Source organism: Thauera propionica, assembly GCF_002245655.1.
Classification (GTDB): domain Bacteria; phylum Pseudomonadota; class Gammaproteobacteria; order Burkholderiales; family Rhodocyclaceae; genus Thauera; species Thauera propionica.
The window spans coordinates 258,840-282,553 of record NZ_NOIH01000015.1 but is presented as its reverse complement, the minus strand read 5'-3'; the positions used below and the strand labels follow the sequence as shown (position 1 = coordinate 282,553).

Below are 23,714 nucleotides of genomic sequence, written 5' to 3'. Positions count from 1 at the left end.
CCCTCAGCGCCGCGGCAGCGGCGCCAGCGCTTCGAGCATGCGGCCGATTTCGTCGAAGCCGCGTTCGAACAGGGTCTGCAGCACCGGCGCGAAGTTGGTCATGATCAGCAGCACGCCGATGAAGCCGGCCGTGAGCGTGACCGGAAAGCCCACCGCGAACAGGTTGAGCTGCGGCGCGGCGCGGGTCAGCACGCCGAGCGCGATGTTCGCCACCAGCAGCACGCCGATCACCGGTAGCGACAGCAGCAGGCCGGCGGCGAAGACGGTGAGGCCGGCGCGGGCGATGTAGCCCCAGCCTTCGGCGCGCACGATGTCGGTTCCCACCGGCAGCCACTCGAAGCTGCGCACCAGCACCTCGATCATCAGCAGGTGGCCGTTGATGGCGAGGAAGAGCAGGGTGGCGATCAGGTTGAGGAAGTCGGACAGCACCGCGGTCTGTCCGCCGGCGTCGGGGTCGAAGAAGATGGCGAAGGACAGGCCCATCTGCATGCCGATCAGCGCGCCCGCCATGTCCACCGCGGCGAACACGATGCGGATCATGAAGCCGACGGCAATGCCGATGAAGATCTGCTGGCCGAAGATCGCGAGCCCGACGCCGGAGCTGGGCGGCACGTCGGGCATGGGCGGCATCACCGGCAGCAGCGCGATCGCCACACCCAGGCCGATTGCCAGGCGCACGCGCGCCGGCACGCCCCGGTTGGAAAAGATCGGCGCCGAGGCGAACAGCCCGAGGATGCGCGCCAGCGGGAACATCAGCGCGGCAAGCCAGGCGTCGAGCTGGGCGGCGGTGACGCTGAGCATCTTCCTGGGCGACGGGCCGGCGTCAGCCGATCATCGACGGGATGGACTCGAACAGCCGCCGCATGAAGTCGGTGAGCATCGTGATCATCCAGGGGCCGGCCAGCACCAGGGTCACGAAGATGGCGACGAGCTTGGGCACGAAGGTCAGCGTCATCTCGTTGATTTGGGTGGCGGCCTGGAAGATGCTGATGATCAGGCCGGTGACGAGCGCCGCCAGGAACAGCGGCGCGGACACCATCAGGGTGACTTCGACGGCCTGGCGGCCGAGTTCGATGACAGCGGTGGGCGTCATGGCGGCTTCTCCTGCGCTAGACCGCGAAGCTGTTGACCAGCGAGCCGATCAGCAGCGTCCAGCCGTCGACCAGCACGAACAGCATGATCTTGAACGGCAGCGAAACGATAACCGGCGACATCATCATCATGCCCATCGACATCAGCACCGAGGCGACCACCATGTCGATAATGATGAAGGGAATGAAGACGATGAAGCCGATCTGGAAGGCAGTCTTGAGTTCGGAGGTGACGAAGGCGGGGATCACGACCCGCATCGGCAGGTCCTCGGCCTTTTCCACCGGCGGCACCTTGGCCAGGCCGGCGAAGAGTTCGAGGTCCGGCTCGCGCACCTGGGCGAGCATGAAGGTCTTCACCGGCACCGAGGCGCGCTGCAGTGCCTCGTCGAACTGGATCTGACCTTCGGACATCGGCAGGTAGGCGTCGGTATAAACACGCTCGGCGACCGGCGCCATGATGAAGAAGGTGAGGAACAGCGCGAGCCCCAGCAGCACCTGGTTGGGCGGCGAGGTCTGCGTGCCCATCGCCTGGCGCAGCAGCGAGAACACGATGATGATGCGGGTGAAGCTCGTCATCATCAGCACCATTGCCGGGATGAAGCTCAGCAGCGTCATCAGCAACAGCGTCTGGATGGTCAGACTGTAGGTGGTGCCGCCGGCCGGCGTGGTCGTGGTGGTGATGGCGGGCAGGGCCTGCGCCTGGGCGAGCATTGGCAGGCCGGCGAGCGCCAGCGCCAGGCCGATGCGCAGCATCGTCGTCAGCCGGATGGCGCGATCAGCGTGCATCGCGTCGCTCCATGGCCTGCTTCAACCAAGCCGAAAAGGCCCGGTTGGGCGGGAATGGGGTTGTGTTGCCCTCGGTCGGCAGGGGCAGGTCTTCGGGTTTCATCTCGTGCAGCTTGGTGACGCTGCCGGGTGCCACGCCCAGCACCAGCAACTGTTCGCCCAGGCGCACCAGTACCACGCGTTCGCGCGGCCCCACGGCCGCGGCGCCCAGCACCTTGATCGCCGCGGCGCTGCCGCGCGGGGCGGCCAGGCGGCGGATCACCCACAGGCAGGCGAGCAGCAGGGCGATGACCACGGCGAGGCCGAACAGCATCTGCATGAGGCTGCCGGTCAGGTCGTTGGAGGGGCTGCCCATGGCGGCCGGTGCATCGGGCGCCTGCGCCATGACGTCGGGTGCGATCAGCAGCAGGGCCAGGGTCGGGGCCAGAGTCAGGTGCGGAAACGTCAGGCGATGCACGGCAGTCCGGTGCTCAGTTGCGGATCTTTCGCATGCGTTCGGCTGGACTGATGATGTCCGTCAGGCGGATGCCGAACTTGTCATTCACCACCACGACCTCGCCCTGGGCAATCAGCGTGCCATTGACGAGCACGTCCATCGGTTCGCCGGCCAGGCCCTCGAGCTCGACGACCGAACCATGGGCGAGCTGCAGCAGGTTGCGGATCGACAGCTTGGTGCGCCCCAGCTCCACAGTGATCTGCACCGGGATGTCGAGGATCATGTCGAAGTCGTTCAGCGTGCCCTTGTTGCCGGCACCCGCGCCGAAGTCCTCGAAGATCTGGCTCGCAGGGCGTGCCTGATAGGGCGAGTCGCCCATCGCCGCGGCCGCCAGCTCTGCGGCAACACGGCTCGCTTCGTCGTCGGTGGCGGTGCCGGCTTCGCTGGCCGCCTGCTCCTGCATCGCGGCTGCCCAATCGTCGTCGGAAATCTGGTCGTCGTCAGCCATTCTGGCCTCCAGCTAACAAGGGCGAGGGCTCCTCTTCCTGCGCGAGGAAACGCTCCACCCGGATGGCGTATTGCCCGTTCTTGGTTCCTTGGCGGCACTCGAATACCGGCACGCCATCGACCTCGGCTTGCAGGACCTCGGGCACGTTGAGCGGAATCACGTCGCCCACCCGCATGTCGACGATGTCGCGCAGGGTGACGCGCGCGGTTCCCAGGTTGCAGCGCAGCTCGACTTCCGCGGTCTGCAACTGGCGCGACAGCAACTTGATCCAGCGCCGGTCGGACGTGATGTGGTCGCTCTGCATCGTCGAGTAGAGCAAGTCACGGATCGGCTCGAGCATCGAGTACGGGAAGCACACGTGCATCTCGGCCTGGGCGCCGCCCATCTCGAGCGAGAAGGTGGTTGCGATGACGATCTCGGACGGCGTGGCAATGTTGGCGAACTGCGAGTTCATCTCCGAGCGCACGTACTCGAACTCGAGCTTGAACACCGGTGCCCATGCCTTGGCGTACTCGGTGAACACCACATTGAGCATGCCCTGGATGATGCGCTGCTCGGTCGGCGTGAAGTCGCGGCCCTCGACGCGCGTGTGGAAGCGCCCGTCGCCGCCGAACATGTTGTCCACGACCAGAAAGACGAGGTTGGGGTCGAACACCACCAGCCCGGTGCCGCGCATGGGCTTGGCGGTCACCAGGTTGAGGTTGGTGGGCACGACGAGGTTGCGGACGAACTCGGCGTACTTCTGCACCCTGATCGGTCCGACCGACACCTCCGTGTTGCGGTGCATGTAGTTGAACAAGCCGATGCGCAGGTAGCGCGCGAAGCGTTCGTTGATCAGCTCCATCGTGGGCATGCGCCCACGCACGATGCGTTCCTGCGTGCCCAGGTTGTAGGCACGCACGCCCTCGGTCGACTCTTCTTCGACTTCGGGTTCGTCGGATTCCCCGGTGACGCCCCTGAGCAGGGCATCAACCTCTTCCTGAGAGAGAAAATCCGAGGACATGGTCGTTGCCCGCTACTGGATGATGAAAGAGTTGAACAGCACGGCCTGGATCGGGCCCGTCGAGGTCGTGCGGCCGCGGGCGTCGGTCTGGACCGGGAAGCCGAGCGCGGCGTTGGTCTCATCGACGATGCTGGCAGCCAGGTACTCGCGACCTTCGGTCGTCGACAATTCGGACGGCAGCTTGCTCGACAGCAGCAGATTGATGCGGTGCCGGATTTCAGGCATGAAGCCCTTGAGGCCTTCGCCGATCTTGGGGTCGGAGACACGCAGTACGATGACCGCCTGCAGGTAGTGATCGCCCTCGTCGCGGCGCAGATTCACGGTGAACGGATCGAGCGGCACGAAAGTGGGCGGCTTGGACAGATCGACCACCGGCGCCGCGGGGGGCGAGGGTGGGGCGACGACTGCAGCGCCGGCAGCCTCTTCGCTGCCTTTGTCCTTGTTCTTCAGCAGCAGCAGTGCGCCAACGCCACCCGCGACGATGATCAGCAGCACGAGCAGCACGATGACGACGATGATGAGCAGCTTGCCCTTCTTCTTGGGGGCAGCTTCTTCGCCGGCTTCCGGTTTGGTTGGCGCTTTGGCCATGCGATCCTCCTGATACCTTACAAGAATTATCCCGGAAGATCGCACGCCGCGAAGCGTGGAAAAGTGGGGCAGAGCAGCCCCAATTCAAGCGCTTCAGACGAAGGTGTCGACCAGTCCGTCGTGTTGCCGCAGCCACGTCGTCCGGCCTGCGCCGTCGGCCGTGTCTGCCGTTATCTCATTGCCGCCGCCGGTGCGTTGGCCCTGTCCGTTGCCGTCCGTGCCCGCACCCTGGTCCTCGGAGGTGCTCACGTTCGCCTGCCCCAGACTGATGCCAGCCTGCTCGAGGATCTCGCGCAGGCGCGGAAGTGCCTGCTCCAGCGCGTCGCGGGCGGCCTGGCTCGAAGCCACGAACTGCGCCGTGGTTTGATCGCCGTTGAGCGCGATCGACACCTCCAGCTTGCCCAGGTTCGGTGGCGTCAGGACCAGTTCGGCCTTGCTCTCCGCACGGCCAAGCATCCATCGAACCTGGTTTCCGACATCCTCGGCCCATGCCTGCTGGCTCGCGGGTGTCTGAACCGGCAGTTGTGGCGTGGACGGCGTCGAGGACGTTGCGTGACGCAGGACACTGAACAGGTTCGTACCATGATGCCCCCCCGATGCCTGACCCGGCTGCTGGATGGCATCGTCACCGCCCTCGGCCAGCAAGATCTGTGTTGCACTGGCGGCCTTGTCGGCAGCCACTGCGGCGATCGGCAGGCGTCCCTGCAGAGATAGCAGTGCAGTCTCGGGCGCCTCCGCGGCGTTCGACGATCCTGCATCGGTTTTCGGCAGCAGGCCGGCATTCTGAAGCGATTTACCGGCGCTGTCACCCGCCAGCAGATCCGGTTCGCCGCTGTCCGTCGCCGTCTCGGCGCGCAGGGCGGCAATCGCTGCCGGCAGACCGGCAACCGCCGCCGCGTCGGGGTTGTCGGTGCTCGGCGCGCCTGTAGGGTCCTGTTCCGCCTCCGAACGCTGGTCTGCATCCTGCTGGGTTGCACTGCCATCGCCCTGTTTGCCAGAGGCGGCTTCCGGTCCGGCGTTGTCCGGGCTTGTCCGTGTGTCTGCCTCGGTCCGTTCGCCGGAGGCCGAAGATGTGTGGGACGACGCGCGCTCAGGTTCGCGCACTGCCTCGCGCTGCGGGCTGCGCTCGGCTTCCCGCGTGCGCGTGGCGGCGGGTTCGGTGCGCGATGCAGAGGTTTCGGCACGTGCCGAGTGCTGGTTGCGCAACTGGCTTTGCAGCGTGCGCGAGAAAGAATCCGGCTGGCTGCCAAGGCCGCCAAGGCTTACGAGCATGGCCCGGTCGGACAGGTTTCGACCGAGCTTGCCTTGCAAGTCCTGAGTCAGGCTGGTGGCGGAAACGGTTGCGGACATGGTCTGGGCGCCTCTTGTTCGAATGAGCAGGACTCACAACGCAAGAGCTGTGCCACCGACCTGTTTGCCGCCTTGCGCGGCATGCCCTGGTGGCTCAGTCGAGTGTGGAACTGTCGCCGTCGAAGCCCGCCAGCCCCCTTCGGGCAGCATGTTCGTCGGCCATTTTCTGTTCCTGGCGCGCCTCGCTGCGGGCGACGCCGGCCTGATGGCGCTGCGACAGGGTGTCGAAGGCCTTGAGCTTGTTGCGCTGATCAAGCCATTGCCGCTGGCCCAGCGTGGTCTGCGCGCGCGACTGCTCGACGATCCTTCGTTGCGCGAGGATCGCCTCGTCCAGCTTGGCGATGAAGGCGCCGTAGTTGCGCCATGCGTCCGGGCTGAGCCCGCTGCGCGCGGCCTCGACGAAGCGGTCGTTGTATTCGCGCCGGTAGTCTTCGAGCATCTGCAGCTTCTGTGCGACGTCTCGCTCGGCCGCAACCAGCTCGCCCAGGCGGCGTGCGGCATCGTCGGTGCGAGTCTGGGCGAGGTCGAGAAGGGGCTGCAGATGGAACTGGTTGCTCATTGGGGCGTGTGACCGTGTGCTGAAGATCGGGTATCAGGAAGCGCTAGTGCATTCTAGCCCCTGCCGCGGGCAGGGTCTTCCCCCTGCATCAGGTCAGCGCGGACCCTGTCACGCGCCGCCCGAGAACACCTGCGCAAGCTTCTGCAGTGCGCTGTCGTAGGGCTCGCATTCGTTGATGCCCTGCTGCAGGAAGGCTTCGAGCCTTGGATACAGGCGCACGGCCGTGTCGAGCACGGGGTCGCCACCCGCCTGGTAGGCGCCGACCGCGATCAGGTCGCGCGAGCGCTGGTAGCGCGAGAAGAACTGCTTGAACTGGCGCACGACGGCGAAATGGTCGTCGCCGACCAGGTTGTGCATCGCGCGCGAAATCGACTGCTCGATGTCCAGGGCAGGGTAATGGCCCTGGTCGGCCAGGCTGCGCGACAGCACGAAGTGACCGTCGAGAATGGCGCGTGCCGAGTCGGCGATCGGGTCCTGCTGATCGTCGCCTTCGGCAAGCACAGTGTAGAAGGCGGTGATCGAGCCGCCGCCTTCGGGACCGTTGCCGGCACGTTCGACCAGCGCAGGCAGGCGCGCGAACACGCTCGGGGGATAACCGCGCGTGACCGGCGGCTCGCCGATGGCCAGCGCGATCTCGCGCTGCGCCATCGCATAGCGCGTCAGCGAATCCATGATCAGCAGCACCTGCTTTCCCTGGTCGCGGAAGTATTCGGCGATCGTAGTGGCGTAGGCCGCGCCCTGCATGCGCATCAGCGGGCTGGTGTCGGCCGGCGCGGCGACGACCACCGAGCGCGCGAGGCCCTCGGGCCCCAGGCTATGGTCGATGAACTCCTTGACCTCACGGCCGCGTTCGCCGATCAGGCCGACGACGATGATGTCGGCCTCGGTGTAGCGCGCCATCATGCCGATCAGCACCGACTTGCCCACGCCCGAGCCGGCAAACAGACCGAGGCGCTGGCCGCGGCCGACGGTGAGCAGGGCGTTGATGGCGCGGATGCCGACGTCGAGCGGCTGGCTGATCGGCGCGCGCGCCAGCGGGTTGATCGGGCGCCCTTGCAGCGAGCGCGTTTCCTGGGTGGTGAGCGGACCGGCGCCGTCGAGCGGGCGGCCTGCGCCATCGACCACGCGACCCAGCAGGGCGTCACCGACCGGCAGGTGCTTGGCGCGGTCGGCGGCGCGGCGGCGCGGGCCGATGCGCTTGCCGGGCACCAGCCGCGGCACGCCCACCTCCATTGGCAGCACGCGCGCGCCCGGTGCGAGGCCGAAGACGTCGTCGGTCGGCATCATGAACAGCTTGTCGCCGTTGAAGCCGACCACTTCGGCTTCGACCGCGCCGCCGCCGGGCACGAGCACGCGGCAACCCGAACCCAGCGGAAGCTTCAGACCGGCCGCCTCCATGACGAGGCCGTTGATGCGCGTGAGCCTGCCGGAGATCTCGAAGGCGCTGGCGTTCTCCACCAGCCGTCGGCCGTCGGACAGAAAACCGCGCCACAGTTCGCCGCCGTGTTTCATGCGGATGCTCCGTCGCTGCCGGCCGCGTCTTCGTCCTGGTCAGCATCGGTTTCGGCGATCTGGTCCTGTGCCTCGCGCGGGTCCGCGTCCTGGGGCGCGAACTGTGCACGCTCGCGCCCCAGCGACTCCAGCACCCGCCGCCAGCGCGTCTCCAGCGTGGCGTCGAGCTGCGCGCCCTGTGCGTCGATGCGGCAGTCGCCGCGCTGCAGGCCGAAATCTTCCTGCAGGCGATGGCCCGCGTGCGAGAGCTGCTCGCCCATGTGCTCGCGCACCAGCGCGAGGTCGTCCGGGTGCAGGCGGATCTGCGCGTGGCCCTGCGGTAGCTGCTGCAGGGCGGTGCGGATGGTGTCGAGGATGGCTTCGGGGTGTTCGTCCAGCGTGCGATGGACCACCTGCCGTGCCAGCTCGATGGCCAGCGCCATCAGCTCCTCCGCCACCTCGTGGTCTATGCCGCTCAGCGACTGGTCGAGCCGGTCGGCCAGCGCGGCCAGCCGTGCAGCTTCGGCCTCGGCCCTGGCCTTGCCTTCCGCGTAGCCCTTGCGCTCGCCCTCGGCGAACCCTTCGGCATGACCTTCGTGCTTGCCCTCCTCGAAACCCGCGGCGCGGATTTCTTCGTGCATGCGTTCGATCTCTTCGGCGGTGGGCAGCTTGAGATCGACAAGCGGGTCGTAGGCCGGCAGTTCGGGCTCGGGTTCTGGCGCCGGGGGCGGCTCGGGCAGGGCAGGGGCAGCCTCCGCCTCGGGTTCGGTCGCGCCTTCCGGGGCGTCGAAGTCCTGCGGCTTCCAGCGCTGGTAGGCGCCGACGGCCTGGTGGCGCGAGATGCTCACGGACGACTCCGGTGCCGCGTGCAGCGCTTAGACGAAGCCATCGTCGCCTCCCTTGCTCGCCATCATCACCTGGCCTTCCTCCGCCAGGCGGCGGACGATCTTGAGGATCTCCTTCTGCTCGGCCTCGACCTCGGACAGGCGCACTGGGCCGCGCGACTCCAGGTCCTCGCGCAGCATCTCGGCGGCGCGGCTGGACATGTTCTTGAATATCTTCTCGCGCAGTTCGGGCTGCGCGCCCTTGAGGGCGACGATGAGCGAGTCGGACTGGACTTCGCGCAGGATCGTCTGGATGCCGCGGTCATCGATGTCGAGCAGGTTCTCGAACACGAACATTTCGTCGAGGATCTTCTGCGCCAGCTCCGGATCGTATTCGCGCACGTTGTCGATGACCGCCGTCTCCTGCGCGGAACCGACGAAGTTGAGGATCTCCGCTGCGTGGCGCACGCCCCCCATCGCGGCTTTCTTGACCGTAGACGCGCCGGCCAGCATGCGCGTCAGCGCGTCGTTGAGCTCGCGCAGGGCGGTGGGCTGCACCCCGTCGAGCGTGGCAATGCGCAGCACCACGTCGTTGCGCAGGCGGTCGCTGAAGTGCTTGAGAATCTCGCCAGCCTGGTCGAATTCGAGGTGAACGAGGATGGTGGCGATGATCTGCGGGTGTTCGTTCTTGATCAGGTCGGCCGCGGTGCCGGCGTCCATCCACTTCAGGCTCTCGATGCCCGCCGTGTCCGAACCCTGGATCATGCGCGCGAGTAGATGGCTGGCGCGCTCGTCGCCCAGCGCCTTGGTCAGCATCAGGCGCAGTTGTTCCTCGTCCGACTCGATCAGCGCGCCCTTGCCGAAGTGGTCCACCATCTCGATCAGCAGCGGATCGACCTTGCTGCGGGCCTGCGGCGGCATGCTCGCCATCTTCATGCCGATGCGCTGTACTTCCCGCGGGCCGAGGTGCTTGAGTACTTCAGCCGCCTCGTCGGGTCCGAGTGTCATCAGCAGCAGGGCGGCTTTCTCCAGGCCTTCTTCGGGGGTGGTCACTTGCGGCTCTCCTCGGTCACGCCCATCCATTCCTTGATCAGGTTGGCGACCGTCTTCGGATCGGTGCGCGCCAGTTCGCGGGCGCGTGCCAGGCGGGCCTCGTAGGTGTCGCCTTCGGCTTCCGGCGACAGCGACACGACCACGCCTTCCTCGCCTTCCTCGCCCTCGAGCCCAGCCAGGCCGGGCTCGGCGGGCGCTTCCTTCTCCTTCTTCTCCTTCGGCGGCACCACCGTGCGCAGCAGCGGGCGCAGTACGCCGAAGTACACCAGCAGCATCGCGATAAGGACGAGCAGCCAGTTCAGGCCCTCGCGGCCGAGCTCGACCATCTCCGGGTCTTTCCACAGCGGCACCACGGCTTCGCCCTCGGCGCCGGCAAAGGCGTTGTTGGCGACGTTGATGGTGTCGCCGCGGTCGGCGTTGTAACCCACTGCCTCGCGCACGACGTTGGTGATGCGGGCGATCTCGTCGTCGGTCAGCGGCACGTTGGTCGGCGTGCCTTCCGGGCTGGGGATGGTCCGGTTGTTCACCACCACCGCAACCGACAGGCGCTTGAGCTGGCCGACTGACTGCTTGATGTGCTGGATGTTGCGGTCGAGCTCGTAGTTGAGCACCGCGCTGCGGTTGCTGCTGTTGACGCCCTGTGCCCCCGGCTGGCCCGGGCCGACGGCCGGTGCCGTCAGCGGCGCGGTGGCAGGCACCGGCGGCTGGTTGGTCAGTGCGCCCGGCACGCCCTGCGGGCCCTGCAGCGGGTTGATGATCTCGGTGGTCTGCTGGCTGCGGATCGCCTGGTCGGGTGAGGGATTGGGCTTGTAGGTCTCGGCGGTCTGCTCGACCTGGTTGAAGTCGACGTCGGCCGTGACCTGGGCGCGGAAGTTGTCCTTGCCGAAGATCGGAATCAGGATGTTGTTGATGCGCTCGATGAAGCCTTCTTCCATCATGCGCACGTACTGCAGCTGCGAGGCGTTGAGACCGGCGCGCATCAGGGGGTCGCCCTGCTCGGTCAGTAGCTTGCCGTTCTGGTCGATGATCTTGACGCCTTCGGCCGTCATACGCGGCACGCTCGACGACACCAGATGCACGATGCCGGCGACCTGGTTTTCGTCCAGCACGCGGCCCGGGCGCAGGTTGACCATCACCGATGCGGTGGGCTTCTGGTCGTCGCGCAGGAAGGCGGTCTGCTTGGGCATGGCCAGATGCACGCGCGCGCTGGCCACGGCAGCGATGGACTGCACGGTGCGTGACAGCTCGCCTTCGAGCGCGCGCTGATAGTTGATCTGCTCGTTGAACTGCGAGATGCCGAGCTTCTGCCCGTCCATCAGCTCGAAGCCCGCCAGCCCGCCCTTGGGCAGGCCTTCGGCCGCCAGGCGCAGGCGGGTCTCATGCACCTGTGCGGTCGGCACCATGATCGCGTTGCCGCTGGGCGACATGCGATAGGGCACGTTCTGCTGCTGCAGCGCGGTAATGATCTGGCCGCCGTCGCGTTCGTCCAGGTTGGAGAACAGCACGGCGTAGTCTGGCGGGCGATTCCACATCAGCACGCCGGCGATAAGGGCGATGGCCAGCGCAATGGCGCCGGCCGCGGCAAGCTTCTGGCGCTGCGACAGGGCGTTGATGTTCTGCAGCGCCTGCTGCAGGCGAGTCGGCTCCGCGGGGGGCGCGCCCCCGATGGGCATCTCGGCGGTGTTTTCAGCAGTGGCCATGACGGCGGGTCCTTGGGGTCCACTTTTTCGGATGGACGCATTGTCACGCGGCGCGCGCAAGCATGGTCGCGTGAATAGCGGCATTTTTTGCCGCCTGTTTGCCGCCTAACATAGCGCGAACGACGACTAGAGTGCAGGGCGTGAATACGGATCTCAGCCAATCTCCTGCCGGAACGCCAACCGCGCCGCTCGATGCTGCCCAGCTGGCCGAGGCTTTCGCGCTGTTCAACCGCGCCTCCGAGGAGCTGTCGACCGCCTACAACGCGCTGCAGGCGCAGGTCGGCCAGCTGACCGAGCGCCTCACGGTCCTCATGGGTGCGCTGCCCGCGGCGGTGGTCGTGGTCGACCGGGCGGGGGAGGTCGTGCAGGTCAATCGCGCGGCCGAGGCGCTGTTCGGCGGTGCGCTGGTCGGCTCGGCGTGGCAGGCCGCCTGGACGCGCCTGCAGCCCACCGAGACGCCGGGCGAACTGACGCTGGTGGCGGAGGCGGGGGCCGAGGGCGACGATGTGCGGCGCCTGTCGGTGTCCGAGTCCGCGCTGGAGTCGGGCGACGAACGCATCGTGCTGCTGCACGACATTACCGACACCCACCGCATGCGCCTCGCCTCCGAGCGCAACGAGCGCCTCGCGGCGATGGGGGAGATGGTGGCGGGACTCGCGCACCAGCTGCGCACCCCGCTGGCGGCTGCACTGCTCTATACGGGCAACCTGCGCCAGCCCGAGCTGGACCCCGCGCAGCGCGCCAGCGTTGCCGACCGTGCGCTCGAGCGTTTGCGCTACCTCGAACGCCTGATCCGAGACATGCTGCTGTTTGCCCGCGGCGACAGTCTGGGACGCCAGCGCTTCGACGTGTGCGACCTGGCGGCGGAACTGGTGCATACCCTGGAGCCGCTGGCGAGGGCGCGCCAGATCGCCTTCGCGGCGCACTGCGGTTGCGACGGCACCGAACTCGTCGGCGACCGCAAGGCGCTCGGCGGCGCGCTGACCAACCTGCTCGAGAATGCCATCCAGGCCAGCGAGGCTGGCGGTCATGTCCGTTTCGACGTTGCCCTGCTGCCCGCGGCTGCAAGCGGGCTGGGTGTGGCCGCAGTGCGTTTCGAGGTCAGCGATGACGGTCGCGGCATCCCGCCGGAGTTGCAGGAGCGCCTGTTCGAGCCTTTCTTCACCACGCGTGCCGAAGGCACCGGCCTCGGCCTGGCCATCGCGCGCGGCGTCGCGCGTGCGCACGGCGGCGACATCCTGCTGCGGTCCGCGCCGGGGCAGGGTTCCACCTTCACGCTCAGCCTGCCCCTGTCGCTCGATGCGCCCGCAGGCTGTCTTTCGACTGACCCGACGTCACCGCCACCATGATCGAACAACTCAATATCCTCGTCGTCGAGGACGACGCCGCACTGCGCGATGCCGTCTGCTTCACGCTGGAGATGGCTCACCATGGCGTCACCGGCGTCGATGGCGGCCCGGCCGCGCTGGCCGAGCTTGAGCGCCAGCGCTTCAATCTCGTCGTCACCGACCTGCGCATGCAGCCGATGGACGGCCTTGAGTTGCTGCACGAGATTCGCCTGCGCCAGCCCCAGTTGCCGGTCCTGCTGATGACCGCCTATGGCGACGTGGACAAGGCAGTGGCGGCCATGCGTGGCGGCGCCTGCGACTTCCTGATGAAGCCCTTCGAGCCCGAGGTGCTGCTGGAGAACGTGCGCCGCTACGCCGCTTTGCCACCCGCAGCCGAGGACACGGTGGCCGAGGACCCCCACACCCGCAACCTGCTCGGGCTGGCGGCGCGCGTGGCCGAGACCGACGCCACCGTGCTGCTGTCCGGCGAGTCCGGCACCGGCAAGGAAGTGTTCGCGCGTTATATCCACAGCCATTCGCCCCGCCGTTCCGGTCCCTTCATCGCCATCAACTGCGCGGCGATCCCCGAGAACCTGCTCGAAGCCACCCTGTTCGGCTACGAGAAGGGCGCCTTCACCGGCGCGCAGGCGTCGCAGCCGGGCAAGTTCGAGCAGGCGCAGGGCGGCACCATCCTGCTCGACGAAATCTCGGAGATGCCGCTTGGCCTGCAGGCCAAGCTGCTGCGCGTGCTGCAGGAGCGCGAGGTCGAGCGCGTCGGCGGCAAGAAACCGGTGGCTCTGGACATCCGCGTGCTGGCCACCAGCAACCGCGACATGCAGAAGGAAGTGGCGGCGGGGCGTTTCCGCGAGGACTTGTACTACCGCCTCAACGTCTTCCCCATCGCCATTCCCGCGCTCCGCGAGCGTCCGGGCGACATCGTGCCGCTGGCGCGCCACTTCCTCGCCCAGCATGCCGCAAGGCTCAAGCGCCCGGCGCGACTGTCGCCCGAAGCCGAGGCGCTGCTGCCGTGCTACCCCTGGCCCGGCAATGTGCGCGAGCTGGAAAACACGCTGCACCGCATGCTGATCCTCACGCCGGGCGATACCGTAAGTCCTGAGACGGTGCGCCTGTGCCTCCCGCAGTGGAACGGCGGCCCCCCGGCGCAGACCGGATCGCCCGCGCCACCCCCGCCGGTCCAAGCCGCATTTGCGGCGACCGCGCCCGCATCTCAGGTCGTTTCGCCGGCAAATCCTGCCGCTCTTGCGGCAAGCTTTGCCGCTTCCCCCGCAGTGCCGCCCCCTCAGGCAAGCGTTACGGCGCACGATCACCTGGCCGTTCGGCCGGCCAACATGAAGGACCTAGAGCGAGAGCACATCCTTTCCACGCTGCGCGAAATGGGTGGATCACGCAAGAAAACCGTCGAAAAGCTGGGAATTTCGGAGAGAACGCTGCGCTACAAGCTGCAGCAGTACCGCGACGAGGGCTACGACGTGTGAGCGGCGGTGCGACATTTGGACCGGTGGCATGGGCTTTGCTCTGCTAGACTGACGTCAACAGAAACGCAAAGGCCGGGGAATGAGCATGGACACCCGTGGAATCGACCAGATGTTGAGCGAACTGCGCTCGGTATCCCAGACTGCGCAAGGCAAGCCTGCAGGGGCTGCCGAGCAGGCGGCGGGCGGCGTCAACTTTGCGGATGTTCTCAACGATGCCCTGAAGGACGTCAGCGCCGCCCAGTCCGAAGCGCGCCAGATGGCGCAGGACTTCTCCGCCGGCGATCCCAACGTCAACCTGCAGGACGTCATGGTCAACCTGCAAAAAGCGAGCCTGTCCTTCCAGCAGATGGTGCAGGTCCGGAATCGTCTGGTTACCGCGTATCAGGACATCATGAACATGCCGGTCTGACGCTCGCGCGGTTTTCGATCTAGGTATCTGATTATCAAGGGCGCTGCTGGCGCCCTTGGTTTTTTGCAGGCCGCCCGCCGATCAGTGCGTGGGTCAGCCCTTGAGCACAGTGACCATGCTGGGCTTGAGGAGCTTGCGAAAGCCCTTGTCGAAAGTCACCACATGCAGGTGATGATGGTGTGCCGCGGCCGCGATCCAGGCGTCTGGGATGGCGTTACCCGACAGACTGTGACGGGCACACAGCGCAGTGAAGTGCGCCCATTCGCCACCGAGTGAGACCATGCTCACGCCTGGGGCCGCGAGGACGGCATCGAGAAAGGCCTGGGCATCTTCAAGCGGCGTGGGGGTCACAAAGACCCGCGGATGGGTCACCAGTCGCAGGAAGCCGGTCGCTACCATGGGGAGTAGCGCGAGAGCAGGGCCGCTTTCACTGTTCGCGATCGCCTGCTCGAGCCAGGCAAGGGCAGATGTGTGATGTGGGTGGTCCTGCCGCGAGGCGGCGACGAGGATGTTGACGTCGGGCGTCACCGCAAGCCGTCCGCGTCGTCGAGTGCGTCGAGCATGGCCTCGTGGCGCTTGGCGTCCCGGATGTGCGGTTGGAGCCCGCCCTGTCCGGCAAACACCGGCAAACGGATCCGGGCCGGTTCGGTGGGCGGGCGTTCGGTACCGCGCAGACGGGCAGCCAGGCCTTCCTCGATCAAGCGAGTCAGGCTGGTGTGTTCGCGCGCTGCGAGTTGCTTGGCCTGCTTGAGCAGGTTGTCGTCAATGTCGAGCGTGGTTCTCATGGCTGAACTCCTGATGCAGATTTCTGCATAGAGTAGCAGAGTGTTTACAGCCCGCCGCGTTCCCGTGCGTTGCGTTCGCGTTCGGTGTTGAAGATGTAGCGCTGGATGGCGTTTTCCGCGCTGCGCGGCAGGTCGGCGAAGGACATGCCGATGCGCAGCATCAGCGCGCCGCTGCGCTGTTCCTGGCGGCTGATATTGCACACGCGCAGCTGCAGCGGGATCGGGTCGATGTTGGGCAAGCGCAGCTGACAGTCCTCGAGCCGGCTGCCGATGACGAACTCGGCGACGTCTGGCGGAAGCTGCAGCGCGATGCCCCCCACGCTGACGTCGAGCAGGCGGCCCACCACCTCCACCTTCGGTTCCGCCACACCCTTCGTCCTGATCAGACAGGTCGCCGCGTGGCTCAGCGGCACCGGCAGACGGAAGGCGTCGCGGCGCTGCAGGCGCAGCATCTCGGTGGGCACGGGCGCGTAGAGCACGTTGCGCCCGTCCTGGCGGCCTTCATCGAGGTCGTGCAGCGCGAACTGGATGCGGATGCGGTCGAGCTGGGTGACGCACAGCAGCTTCGAGGCGGACAGCACGCGGCGGTGGGTCTCGGGATCCGGGCTGGCGTCGAGCGTGATCGTTTCCTCGTCGTCGGACAGTTCGAGCAGCGCGGTCAGGAAGGAGCCGCCGCTGCCGAAGTGGCCGCCGATCAGCGCGTGACGATCGATCAACTCCTGCAGCAACTGGCGGATCTGCCGGCGGCCGCTGAGGACGAACTTTGCGACCGTGTCGTCACGATCGGTGTCGATGGGGGCCGGGGTGTTCTCGGCGTTCATGGTCATGGTGTGTCGGATTAGCCCAGCGCGCGCTGGCGCGCACTGCGTTCACGTTCGATTTTGAGGATGTAGCGCTGGATGATCTCGTCGGCGCCGCGCGGCATGTCCGAGAACTCGCAGCCCGCGCGCAGCATCTCGACGCCGTTGCGGGTCGTCAGGCGGAACAGGTTGCGCACGATCAGGCGTGCGGGAATCGGTGCACTGTCGGGTAGCCGGATCTGGCAACCGGCGAACTCGCTCCCCGGGGCGAAGGGCACGCCTTCGGGCGGTACCGCAATGGCGATGCCGCCGCCGCTGATGTCGATGATGCGCAGCGTCATCTCGCGCATGCTGCCGCCGGCTTCGGGCAGGGGCACGGTGCAGGTGAGCGATTGGGTGACGGGCGCCTGCAGACGGTAGAACTCCCGTCGCTGCAGACGCAACAACTCGCCGGGCAGCGGAGCGCGGAACGCAGGGCTGCTGCCGAAGGCCTCCAGCGTCGGCCGCTCGAGGCGGAACTGGATCCGCACCTTGTCCAGCTGGGTCACGCAGTCGAGCTGGGCGGCCCGCTCGATGCGGTCGTTCATCAGCACGTCGGGGCTGCCGTCGAGTATCAGCGAATGTCCGTCGTCGGCGACGCGCAGAATGGCGCTGAGGAAGGCATCGGTTCCCGGTACGAGCCGCGCGCTGACCAGCGAACGCGCGTCGACGAGCTGCCGCATGATGGACAGGATCTCGCGTTCATTCTTCAGCACGTATTTCGAGACGTCGTCGGCCTGCAGCAGTTCGACGCGGGTCAGCTCTTGTTCGATCGCCATGGATGGTGGGGTGGCGGTGCGGCGTGTCGTGCCGCTCATCATTGAGGTCGTCGATGCTTATAGCACGACTGGCCGCCAGCGTGCCTCACTGTGGTGCATTGCCCGTTCCGGGGCGCAGGGATTCCGGCAGATCGTGCGCTGCCGGCGCCGGGCCGGCCTCGCCGCCCTGCTCGACGCGGTACAGCCAGGCCAGCAGCTCGGCCACGGCGATGTAGAGCTGGGGCGGGATGCGGGCGTCGAGGTCGACCTGCATCAGCAGGCTCACCAGTTCGGGCGACTCATGCACATACACGCCGGCCTCGCGTGCGCGTTCGAGGATCTCGCGCGCCACCACCCCCTTGCCCTTGGCGACGACGCGTGGCGCGGCCTCGCCGGCCGTGTAGGCGAGGGCGACGGCTTCGCTGCGGCCGGACTTGGCGTCACTCATGCTGGCGCTCCACGACCAGGCCGGTCAGCTTGACGTTGGCGGCTTCGAGCGCGGAGGCCAGGGCGGCGGCGTTGGCGTCGAGTGCGGCGATCGTGGTCTCGTCGTCGGTACGCAGTCGCAGCGCAATACCCGCGGCGGTCAGGTGCATCTGGGCCTCGATGTTGCCCAGCCGCGGCAGCGTCAGGCGCAGCGTGGTGTTCCAGCCGGGGTCCGATGCTTCGCCCTCGCGGCCGTCGCGCTCGGGATCTTCGATGACCCATTCCATCTGCTGCCCCGGCCAGGCCTGGCCCTGCCACACGTACTGGTTTGTGGCCAGGGCGTCGAGCTGCTGGTGGACCAGCGGCAGCAGACGTTCCGGGATCGGGTTGGCGCGCACCGGCGCAGCTTCGTCCGTCGCGGCACGCGCGGCGGCGCCGGCGTGTTCGCCGCCTTCGGCTGCGGCGGCCTGGGCGTTGGGCGCCGCAGTCTGTGGCGTCGACGTCGCAGGGGCGGGCGTGCCGGCGGGCCGGCCAGTCGCCGTCTGTGCGGCGGCAGCCTGTGCCTGTGGCTCGCGCATCAGGCTGGCGGTGTCCCGTGCGCCCATCACCCACTGAGCCTGATGGGACTCGTAGAACAGACCGCTCTGTCCCAGCGCCTGACGCAGCAGCGGCGCCAGCTGGGCGCCACTGGTGGGCGGGGAGGCGAGCAGGGGCTGGTTGGCGGCAAGGCTTGCCGGCTGCGGCGTAGGCTGCCCGGTGAGCAGGAAGCTGATCAGCCGCCCGGTCTGGCTCAGCGCCGGCTGGGCCGAGGCGTTCGCGTTCGCCGCCGTCTCTGCGCCGACGATGCGCGCAAACACGGCGCGCGGGGTGACTTGCGAGACTTCCAGTTCCAGCGTGTCGCCGGATTTGGCGGCGGTATTGAGCGACAGCGTCATCTGCTGCCCCGCCACGATCGCGCGGAAGGTGCCATCGGGCAGCGTGCGCTGCAGGGTGGCGAAGAAGCGCTGGCCCGGCACCAGCTCGGGCAGTTGCGCCTGGATCTCTCGCGCGCGCTGCAGCCCGGCGACCGGCGGCTCGGTGTTGAAGAAGCTCGCCTCGTTGATGAGGCGCAGGCGGGCGGCGAGGTCGGCGGGGATCATGGCGAGTCAGGCACGCCGGCGGTGGCCAGGCCGAGGGCTAGCCGAGTCCGGCGCCGTAGGCGTTGCGGACGTTGCGGTGCTTGACCGCACCGGCCAGCAGTTGCCGGGTGCTCTCGAGGCAGGGCACGGTGTGCTCGCGGATGCGCGCGTCCACCTCGAGGATGGCCTGCAGCGTATCGCGCAAGGCGGGCAGGTCTTCGGCGCGGGCGTTCGCGCTCAGGTCGCCGGCACGTTGCAGGCTGGCGCGCAGCGCTTCGCACTCCTGCTCAAGTCCGGTCATGGCGTCCCAGTCGTTCTGCTCCGCCAGCACCAGCATGGCTTCATAGCGTGCGAGCAGGGTTCTGAGGGTGGCGAGTTCGGTTTGCATCCGTGTGTCCTCAGGCGCTCGCCGCAGTCGCGGCGGCCGTCTTGCCGGGGCTGATTTCGCGCCAGGTGTCGCGCAGGCTGCACAGCAGCCCGTTCACCTCGTCCAGCGCGGCGCGGTTGTTGTGCAGGTTGGCATACAGCAGGCGGTCGGCCATGTAGTCGTACAGCGCGGCCAGGCGCTCGGCCAGCTCACCGCCGGCGTTCATGTCCAGGCTCACCTTCAGGCCGTTGGTGATGATCTCGATCGCCTTGGAGATCTTCTCCCCCTTGACCGGAATCTGCTTGTTGTCCATCGCCACACCGGCCGCAGTCACCGCCATCACTGCGCCGTCGTACAGCATCAGGATGAGTGTATGCGGGTCTGCCGTGCTGACGCCGGTTTCCACGCCGATGCGGGCATAGGCGTTGGCGCGGCCAAAGGAGCTACCAAACATGATCTTGACCTCTGTAAACGCTTACTTCTTGTTGAGGTTGGCCAGCGAGGCGAGCTGCTGTTCAAGATAATTGCTCGTCTGCATCATCCCCGACACCAGGGTGTCCAGCGCGGTGAACTGCGCCTTGTAGCGAGCCTCGGTGCTCTCCAGGCGGCGCTCCAGCGTCTGACGCTGCTTGCCGATGTCGGTGATGGAATCCTGCAGGCCGGTCATCTTGCCGGTGATCATGCCTTCAGAGCCGATCAGGCCGGTGATGATGCCGTCCATCGAGCGTCCGTAGCCCGCCGCCACCTTGGCCACGCCGGCAAAATCTGCCGCCAGCGCCTTGTCCAGCTTGGCGCTGTCCAGCTTCAGGCTGCCGTCCTTCTGGATGGAGATGCCGATGTCGGACAGCGTCTTCTTGTCCATCCCCGCCAGCTCGGCGGGCACGCTCGACAGCATCGAGCGCATCTTGGCGTCCGCGCCGCGCAGCGCCGAATCGCCCAGCAGGGTGCCGGCCTTCTCGGTGCTGGCGTTGTAGCCGCCCAGGTCGCGCACCAGGGTGTTGTATTCGTTGTAGGCGCTCACGAACTTCTCGAGCGCCTTGTTGATGCTGGACGTGTCGCGCGTCAGGGTCAGCGTGACCGGCGTGTCGGCCTCGGTCGCCTTCTTCAGGTCGATGGTCACCCCTTCCAGCGCGTCCGTCACCTTGTTGCTCTGCGACTCGATCGTCACGCCGTTGAGCTTGATCAGCGCGCTCTGCGGCGCCTGCTGTTCGGTGAAGTTGGCGGTAGGCGTGGCGGGCGAGTAGTCCAGCCCGCTCACGCCCGACAGGCTGATGAACTGATTCGAGCCGCCCTCGTTGGCCGTCAGCACCAGTTGCGGGCCGGCATCGCCGTTGATCACCGCGGCCGTCACGCCGGCGTTGGCGCCGTTGATGGCGTCGCGTACGGACGTGAGGCTACCGTTGCCGATGCTCACCGTGGTGCTCCTGGTCGTGGTTGAGCCGTCGGCCGAGCCGAGCGAGATCGTCAGCTCGCCGGTGCCGATGCTGGCGCCCGCGGCAGAAATCAGGCGGTTTTCCTTCGCCAGCTGGGTGACTTCGAGCGAATAGTTGCCCGGCACCGTGCCGTCGCCGGCGGTGATGCTGGCAATGCCCTCGTCCGACAGCGTGCCCTTGTAGGTAGAGTAGAAGTCCAGCGCGTTGCCGCCCACCGGCACCTTGAGGCCGGCGATCGCGTTCTGCAGCGTGGACAGCGAACTCTTGAGCGAGCCAAAAGCCGAAATCTCTGCCTGGAAGCTGGCTTCCTTCTTGTCGAGGGCGGACAGCGGCTGCCGCTCGATCTCCATGAGCTGGCCGACGATGCCACTGACATCGATGCCGGAACCGAGGCCACCAACGGAAAGGGACGAAGCCATGACGTTTCTCCTGTGAATTTCATTCTCTGCATGCGAACCGGCCTTGCCGGTCCAGATGCAAAAGCAAGAATCAGACCTTCTGCTCTACCAGCAGGCCCTTCAGCTTGCCCAGTGCGCGCGCGATGTCCAGCATCTCTTCGGACGGAATCTGGCGCAGCACTTCGTCGGTCTGCTTGTCCACCACCTTGACGACCGTACGGCCCGAATCGTCGTCGATGCTGAACTGCAGGCTGTTGTTCATCGTCTCCACAAAGCGCTGCACGTCGTCCACCGCCTTTTCGACCTGCTTGCGCATGTCGGGTTCGGTCTTGTCGCTGCGCTCGGTAGCGCTCACCGCCTGCATCGGGTCCACCGGCATCGCGGTGCCGCCACCCGCTTGCGCTTCGCTGCGGCGCAAGCTGGCGGCCAGCGCGTCGGCACTGCGCTCGCCTGTCGGCGAAGTGGGCGACGAGGGCGGCGGCGTCACGGCCAGCATGTTTGCCGTGGTGCCTGTCGGTTGCACGTTCATGTCGTACTCCTCAAGCAAGAAGGGGCGCAGAGCATTGTCGCCCTGCGCCCCGGATCAGCCAAGTGGCCTTACAACGCCAGCCGGTTAGCCGAGCAGACTCAGCACGTTGTTCGGCAGCGCGTTGGCCTGGGCCAGCATCGCCGTACCGGCCTGCTGCAGGATCTGCGAGCGGGTCAGGTTGGCGGTTTCCGCGGCGAAGTCGGTGTCGCGGATGCGGCTGCGGGCGGCAGACAGGTTCTCGGTCGAGGTGTTGAGGTTGGCGATGGTCGACTCGAAGCGGTTCTGCACGGCACCGAGGTCGGCGCGGATGCTGTTGATGCGCGACAGCGCGCCGTCGATCACGTCCAGGGCATCGGTCGCACCGGCGACGGTGGAGATGTCGATCTTATTGACCGATTTCAGATCGCCCGCCTGCAGTTCATCGACCGCGCCGGAGAACAGACCGCCTTCATCATCCGCCTTGTTGCTCGAGACACTGAAGTAGCCGCCGGCCGCCTTCAGTTCGACGTTGCCGCCGATGGTGGTCGAGTCGGTATCGGTATCCGTAGCACCCTCGGTGGTATTGGTGTCACGCAGTACCGTTGCCAAACCGCTCTTGTCGTCGCCGATCCCGCCCTGAACTTTCATGGTGGCGCTGGTCACGTCGGTGCCATCGACGCTGGAGTTGTTGAAGTCGGCGATCTTGATGTCGCGACCATCCTCCGCGACCAGTTCGATTGCATCCTTCTCGACGCTGAGCTTTGCCGTCACGCCGGTCTTCGACGTCTGGCTGTTGATGGCGTCGGCCAGATTCGTCAGATTATTGACGTCACTAATGTTGGCGGACACATCCGTTCCGTTGAGGTTGAACGAGATCACGCCGGCCGTGGAAACATCGCTGAGGGTCGCGGTGGTGCGTGCGCTGGCCTGCACACCGGTCTTGTCGGCGACGGCATTGATCGCGCCGGCGATGGCTTTGGCATCGGCGCCCGCGGCGATGTCGACCTTCTCCTGAACCTGGCCGTTGATGGTCAGTTGCTGGGCCGCGACGTTGTTGGCACCGGAAGCCGTGTTGCCGAAAGCAACAAGCTCGGCGCTGCTGCCGGAAGCGGTTGAGCTCAGGCTGGTGAACAGTGCGCTGTCGGTGTCGTTGATCTCGTAGCTCAGCGAAGCGGTCTGGACATAGGCTTCGCCGGAGTCCAGGGAGCCGGTTGTATTGTTGGCTCCGGTGAAGCTGACGCTGGCGGAGAGGTTTGTACCGGCATCCTCTGTCACTGTCAGTGCAGACAGTTCGATGTTGTGTCCGGTATTGGCACCGGTAGTGCCGTTTGCTGCTGTGATGGTCAGTGTGTTGCCATCTGCGGTGACAGTAAAACTATTGGCTCCGAATGAGGTGTTCAGATCCGTCTGAAGTTGAGTTGCTGCGGCCCCCAGTTCTGCCTCGAAGTCTGGGGTTGCCCCTGCCGTGACGGAAAAGGTCTCACCGCTGACGTCCAGCGTAATTGCGTCGCCCGTTTCCCAGTTGGCAACATCAAAGCTCAGCGATACGCTGTTGCTACCGTAGGTGGCCGTGCCAGGCGCACTCATTTCTCCATCAATCGCACCGGCAATACCTGCTGCAGACATGCCAGCGGTGGTGACCTCTACATCCACCGTCGACCCGTCAGCCTTGCCGAAGGTCAAGGTCTGTGCCGGAGAGGCTGCGGCCTGAGCGGCAGCAAGGTTGGCTGCAGCATTGGCGCCGCCGCTGCCAACCTTTCCGGCACCATCAACTGTCACGCCGGTATTGCCGTAGGTCGCCGCTGTGATCGCGTCGCTGGCTACTGCATTATTGCTATTAACCTTGTTGATACCGATCCGATCAGTGGTCGCTGCACCCACGTTCACGTTGATGGTCTGGCGCGCATCCGCCCCCACCTGGAAGGTCTGGGCGGTGAAGGAGCCGTCGAGCAGTTTCAGACCGTTGAAGCTGGTGGTGTTGGCGATGCGGTCCAGTTCGGAAACGAGCTGATTCACTTCCGAGTTCAGCGCCTGGCGGTCTGACGCGGAGTTGGTCGAGTTGGCGGACTGCACGGCCAGTTCGCGGATGCGCTGCAGGATGTTGCCCGATTCGGATAGCGCGCCTTCAGCCGTCTGCGCCAGCGAAATGCCGTCGTTGCTGTTGCGCACGGCCTGGTTCAGGCCGCGAATCTGGGCCGACATGCGGTCGGAGATGGCGAGGCCGGCGGCGTCGTCCTTGGCGCTGTTGATGCGCAGGCCGGAGGACAGGCGGGTCAGCGAGGTGGCCAGCGAGGACTGCGAGGAGCTCAGGTTGCGTTGGGCATTGAGCGACTGGACGTTGGTGTTGATGACTGCAGCCATGATCTTCTCCTGAAGAATGGAAGAACTTCGAATTACCCGGCCTGAACGCCCTCTCGGACAACCGATTGTTGCGTGGTCTGTGTGCCGTTGAACCCATTA

The 23,714-nt window shown here is 66.5% G+C and carries 27 protein-coding genes and 1 pseudogene; 3 read left to right on the top strand and 25 right to left on the bottom strand.

What is annotated here, in order from left to right; genetic code table 11:
- Window positions 1–3: 3 nt before the first annotated feature.
- The 13 genes from fliR to fliF form a co-directional block, all read right to left on the bottom strand.
- Window positions 4–801, bottom strand: coding sequence for a flagellar biosynthetic protein FliR (fliR, locus tag CGK74_RS14340; RefSeq protein ID WP_004264544.1), 798 nt, complete (start codon window positions 799–801; stop codon window positions 4–6).
- Window positions 802–823: 22 nt separating this feature from the next.
- Window positions 824–1,093 (bottom strand): flagellar biosynthesis protein FliQ, encoded by a 270-nt coding sequence (gene fliQ, locus CGK74_RS14335; RefSeq protein WP_004264542.1) that lies wholly within the window; start codon window positions 1,091–1,093, stop codon window positions 824–826.
- Between the two features lie 16 nt (window positions 1,094–1,109).
- The gene (gene fliP / locus CGK74_RS14330; protein WP_094269109.1) at window positions 1,110–1,877 is read right to left on the bottom strand and encodes a flagellar type III secretion system pore protein FliP; all 768 of its coding nucleotides are present in this window, start codon (window positions 1,875–1,877) and stop codon (window positions 1,110–1,112) included.
- Complete coding sequence (gene fliO, locus CGK74_RS14325; RefSeq protein ID WP_240498733.1) at window positions 1,867–2,334, bottom strand: flagellar biosynthetic protein FliO; 468 nt, start codon at window positions 2,332–2,334, stop codon at window positions 1,867–1,869. Before fliO ends, fliP begins: the two co-directional genes overlap by 11 nt.
- A gap of 13 nt (window positions 2,335–2,347) precedes the next feature.
- A complete protein-coding gene (gene fliN / locus CGK74_RS14320; protein ID WP_004264535.1) occupies window positions 2,348–2,821 on the bottom strand; it encodes a flagellar motor switch protein FliN in 474 nt (157 codons plus the stop codon).
- Window positions 2,814–3,824, bottom strand: coding sequence for a flagellar motor switch protein FliM (fliM, locus tag CGK74_RS14315; protein WP_094269108.1), 1,011 nt, complete (start codon window positions 3,822–3,824; stop codon window positions 2,814–2,816). The genes fliN and fliM overlap by 8 nt, the downstream gene beginning before the upstream one ends.
- A 12-nt stretch (window positions 3,825–3,836) precedes the next feature.
- On the bottom strand, window positions 3,837–4,412 hold the full coding sequence (locus CGK74_RS14310; protein WP_094269107.1) for a flagellar basal body-associated FliL family protein: 576 nt from the start codon (window positions 4,410–4,412) through the stop codon (window positions 3,837–3,839).
- A gap of 93 nt (window positions 4,413–4,505) precedes the next feature.
- Window positions 4,506–5,762 (bottom strand): flagellar hook-length control protein FliK, encoded by a 1,257-nt coding sequence (locus CGK74_RS14305; protein ID WP_094269106.1) that lies wholly within the window; start codon window positions 5,760–5,762, stop codon window positions 4,506–4,508.
- Window positions 5,763–5,856: 94 nt separating this feature from the next.
- A complete protein-coding gene (gene fliJ / locus CGK74_RS14300) occupies window positions 5,857–6,321 on the bottom strand; it encodes a flagellar export protein FliJ (protein ID WP_094269105.1) in 465 nt (154 codons plus the stop codon).
- 108 nt (window positions 6,322–6,429) lie between these two features.
- Window positions 6,430–7,833: a flagellar protein export ATPase FliI gene (gene fliI, locus CGK74_RS14295; protein WP_094269104.1), complete on the bottom strand. Its 1,404-nt coding sequence runs from the start codon at window positions 7,831–7,833 to the stop codon at window positions 6,430–6,432.
- On the bottom strand, window positions 7,830–8,660 hold the full coding sequence (gene fliH, locus CGK74_RS14290; protein ID WP_094269103.1) for a flagellar assembly protein FliH: 831 nt from the start codon (window positions 8,658–8,660) through the stop codon (window positions 7,830–7,832). Before fliH ends, fliI begins: the two co-directional genes overlap by 4 nt.
- A 27-nt stretch (window positions 8,661–8,687) precedes the next feature.
- Entirely contained in the window at window positions 8,688–9,689 is a 1,002-nt protein-coding gene (fliG, locus tag CGK74_RS14285) for a flagellar motor switch protein FliG (RefSeq protein ID WP_094269102.1), read from the bottom strand.
- Entirely contained in the window at window positions 9,686–11,389 is a 1,704-nt protein-coding gene (gene fliF / locus CGK74_RS14280; RefSeq protein WP_094269101.1) for a flagellar basal-body MS-ring/collar protein FliF, read from the bottom strand. Before fliF ends, fliG begins: the two co-directional genes overlap by 4 nt.
- Window positions 11,390–11,520: 131 nt before the next feature.
- Here fliF and CGK74_RS14275 point away from each other — a divergent pair, with 131 nt between their 5' ends.
- From CGK74_RS14275 to fliE, 3 genes are all read left to right on the top strand, one after another.
- A complete protein-coding gene (locus tag CGK74_RS14275) occupies window positions 11,521–12,738 on the top strand; it encodes a sensor histidine kinase (RefSeq protein ID WP_094269100.1) in 1,218 nt (405 codons plus the stop codon).
- On the top strand, window positions 12,735–14,213 hold the full coding sequence (locus tag CGK74_RS14270; RefSeq protein ID WP_094269099.1) for a sigma-54-dependent transcriptional regulator: 1,479 nt from the start codon (window positions 12,735–12,737) through the stop codon (window positions 14,211–14,213). Before CGK74_RS14275 ends, CGK74_RS14270 begins: the two co-directional genes overlap by 4 nt.
- Window positions 14,214–14,298: 85 nt before the next feature.
- The gene (gene fliE / locus CGK74_RS14265) at window positions 14,299–14,622 is read left to right on the top strand and encodes a flagellar hook-basal body complex protein FliE (protein ID WP_094269151.1); all 324 of its coding nucleotides are present in this window, start codon (window positions 14,299–14,301) and stop codon (window positions 14,620–14,622) included.
- 93 nt (window positions 14,623–14,715) lie between these two features.
- Here the strand turns inward: fliE and CGK74_RS14260 are convergent, their stop codons facing one another.
- From CGK74_RS14260 to CGK74_RS19575, 12 genes and pseudogenes are all read right to left on the bottom strand, one after another.
- Window positions 14,716–15,150, bottom strand: a complete 435-nt coding sequence (locus CGK74_RS14260) for a TA system VapC family ribonuclease toxin (protein WP_094269098.1) — start codon at window positions 15,148–15,150, stop codon at window positions 14,716–14,718.
- The gene (locus tag CGK74_RS14255; protein WP_094269097.1) at window positions 15,147–15,407 is read right to left on the bottom strand and encodes a DUF6364 family protein; all 261 of its coding nucleotides are present in this window, start codon (window positions 15,405–15,407) and stop codon (window positions 15,147–15,149) included. Before CGK74_RS14255 ends, CGK74_RS14260 begins: the two co-directional genes overlap by 4 nt.
- Before the next feature lie 44 nt (window positions 15,408–15,451).
- Window positions 15,452–16,234, bottom strand: coding sequence for a flagellar brake protein (locus CGK74_RS14250; protein ID WP_094269096.1), 783 nt, complete (start codon window positions 16,232–16,234; stop codon window positions 15,452–15,454).
- Window positions 16,235–16,245: 11 nt separating this feature from the next.
- Entirely contained in the window at window positions 16,246–17,025 is a 780-nt protein-coding gene (locus CGK74_RS14245; RefSeq protein WP_094269095.1) for a flagellar brake protein, read from the bottom strand.
- 85 nt (window positions 17,026–17,110) lie between these two features.
- Complete coding sequence (locus tag CGK74_RS14240; RefSeq protein ID WP_094269094.1) at window positions 17,111–17,452, bottom strand: EscU/YscU/HrcU family type III secretion system export apparatus switch protein; 342 nt, start codon at window positions 17,450–17,452, stop codon at window positions 17,111–17,113.
- Window positions 17,445–18,569 carry a flagellar hook-length control protein FliK gene (locus tag CGK74_RS14235; RefSeq protein ID WP_094269093.1) on the bottom strand — a complete coding sequence of 375 codons (1,125 nt, stop codon included), beginning with the start codon at window positions 18,567–18,569 and terminating at the stop codon, window positions 17,445–17,447. Before CGK74_RS14235 ends, CGK74_RS14240 begins: the two co-directional genes overlap by 8 nt.
- A gap of 37 nt (window positions 18,570–18,606) precedes the next feature.
- On the bottom strand, window positions 18,607–18,936 hold the full coding sequence (locus CGK74_RS14230) for a flagellar protein FliT (protein ID WP_004292378.1): 330 nt from the start codon (window positions 18,934–18,936) through the stop codon (window positions 18,607–18,609).
- A 10-nt stretch (window positions 18,937–18,946) separates the two neighbouring features.
- A complete protein-coding gene (fliS, locus tag CGK74_RS14225) occupies window positions 18,947–19,369 on the bottom strand; it encodes a flagellar export chaperone FliS (protein WP_004292377.1) in 423 nt (140 codons plus the stop codon).
- A 21-nt stretch (window positions 19,370–19,390) separates the two neighbouring features.
- Window positions 19,391–20,767 carry a flagellar filament capping protein FliD gene (gene fliD / locus CGK74_RS14220; protein WP_094269092.1) on the bottom strand — a complete coding sequence of 459 codons (1,377 nt, stop codon included), beginning with the start codon at window positions 20,765–20,767 and terminating at the stop codon, window positions 19,391–19,393.
- Between the two features lie 70 nt (window positions 20,768–20,837).
- Window positions 20,838–21,275 carry a flagellar protein FlaG gene (locus CGK74_RS14215; protein ID WP_240498732.1) on the bottom strand — a complete coding sequence of 146 codons (438 nt, stop codon included), beginning with the start codon at window positions 21,273–21,275 and terminating at the stop codon, window positions 20,838–20,840.
- An 84-nt stretch (window positions 21,276–21,359) separates the two neighbouring features.
- The gene (locus tag CGK74_RS19405; protein ID WP_476718180.1) at window positions 21,360–22,841 is read right to left on the bottom strand and encodes a flagellin; all 1,482 of its coding nucleotides are present in this window, start codon (window positions 22,839–22,841) and stop codon (window positions 21,360–21,362) included.
- 300 nt (window positions 22,842–23,141) lie between these two features.
- Window positions 23,142–23,615: pseudogene (locus CGK74_RS19575) on the bottom strand (flagellin N-terminal helical domain-containing protein); the annotation flags it as partial.
- Window positions 23,616–23,714 lie beyond the last annotated feature (99 nt).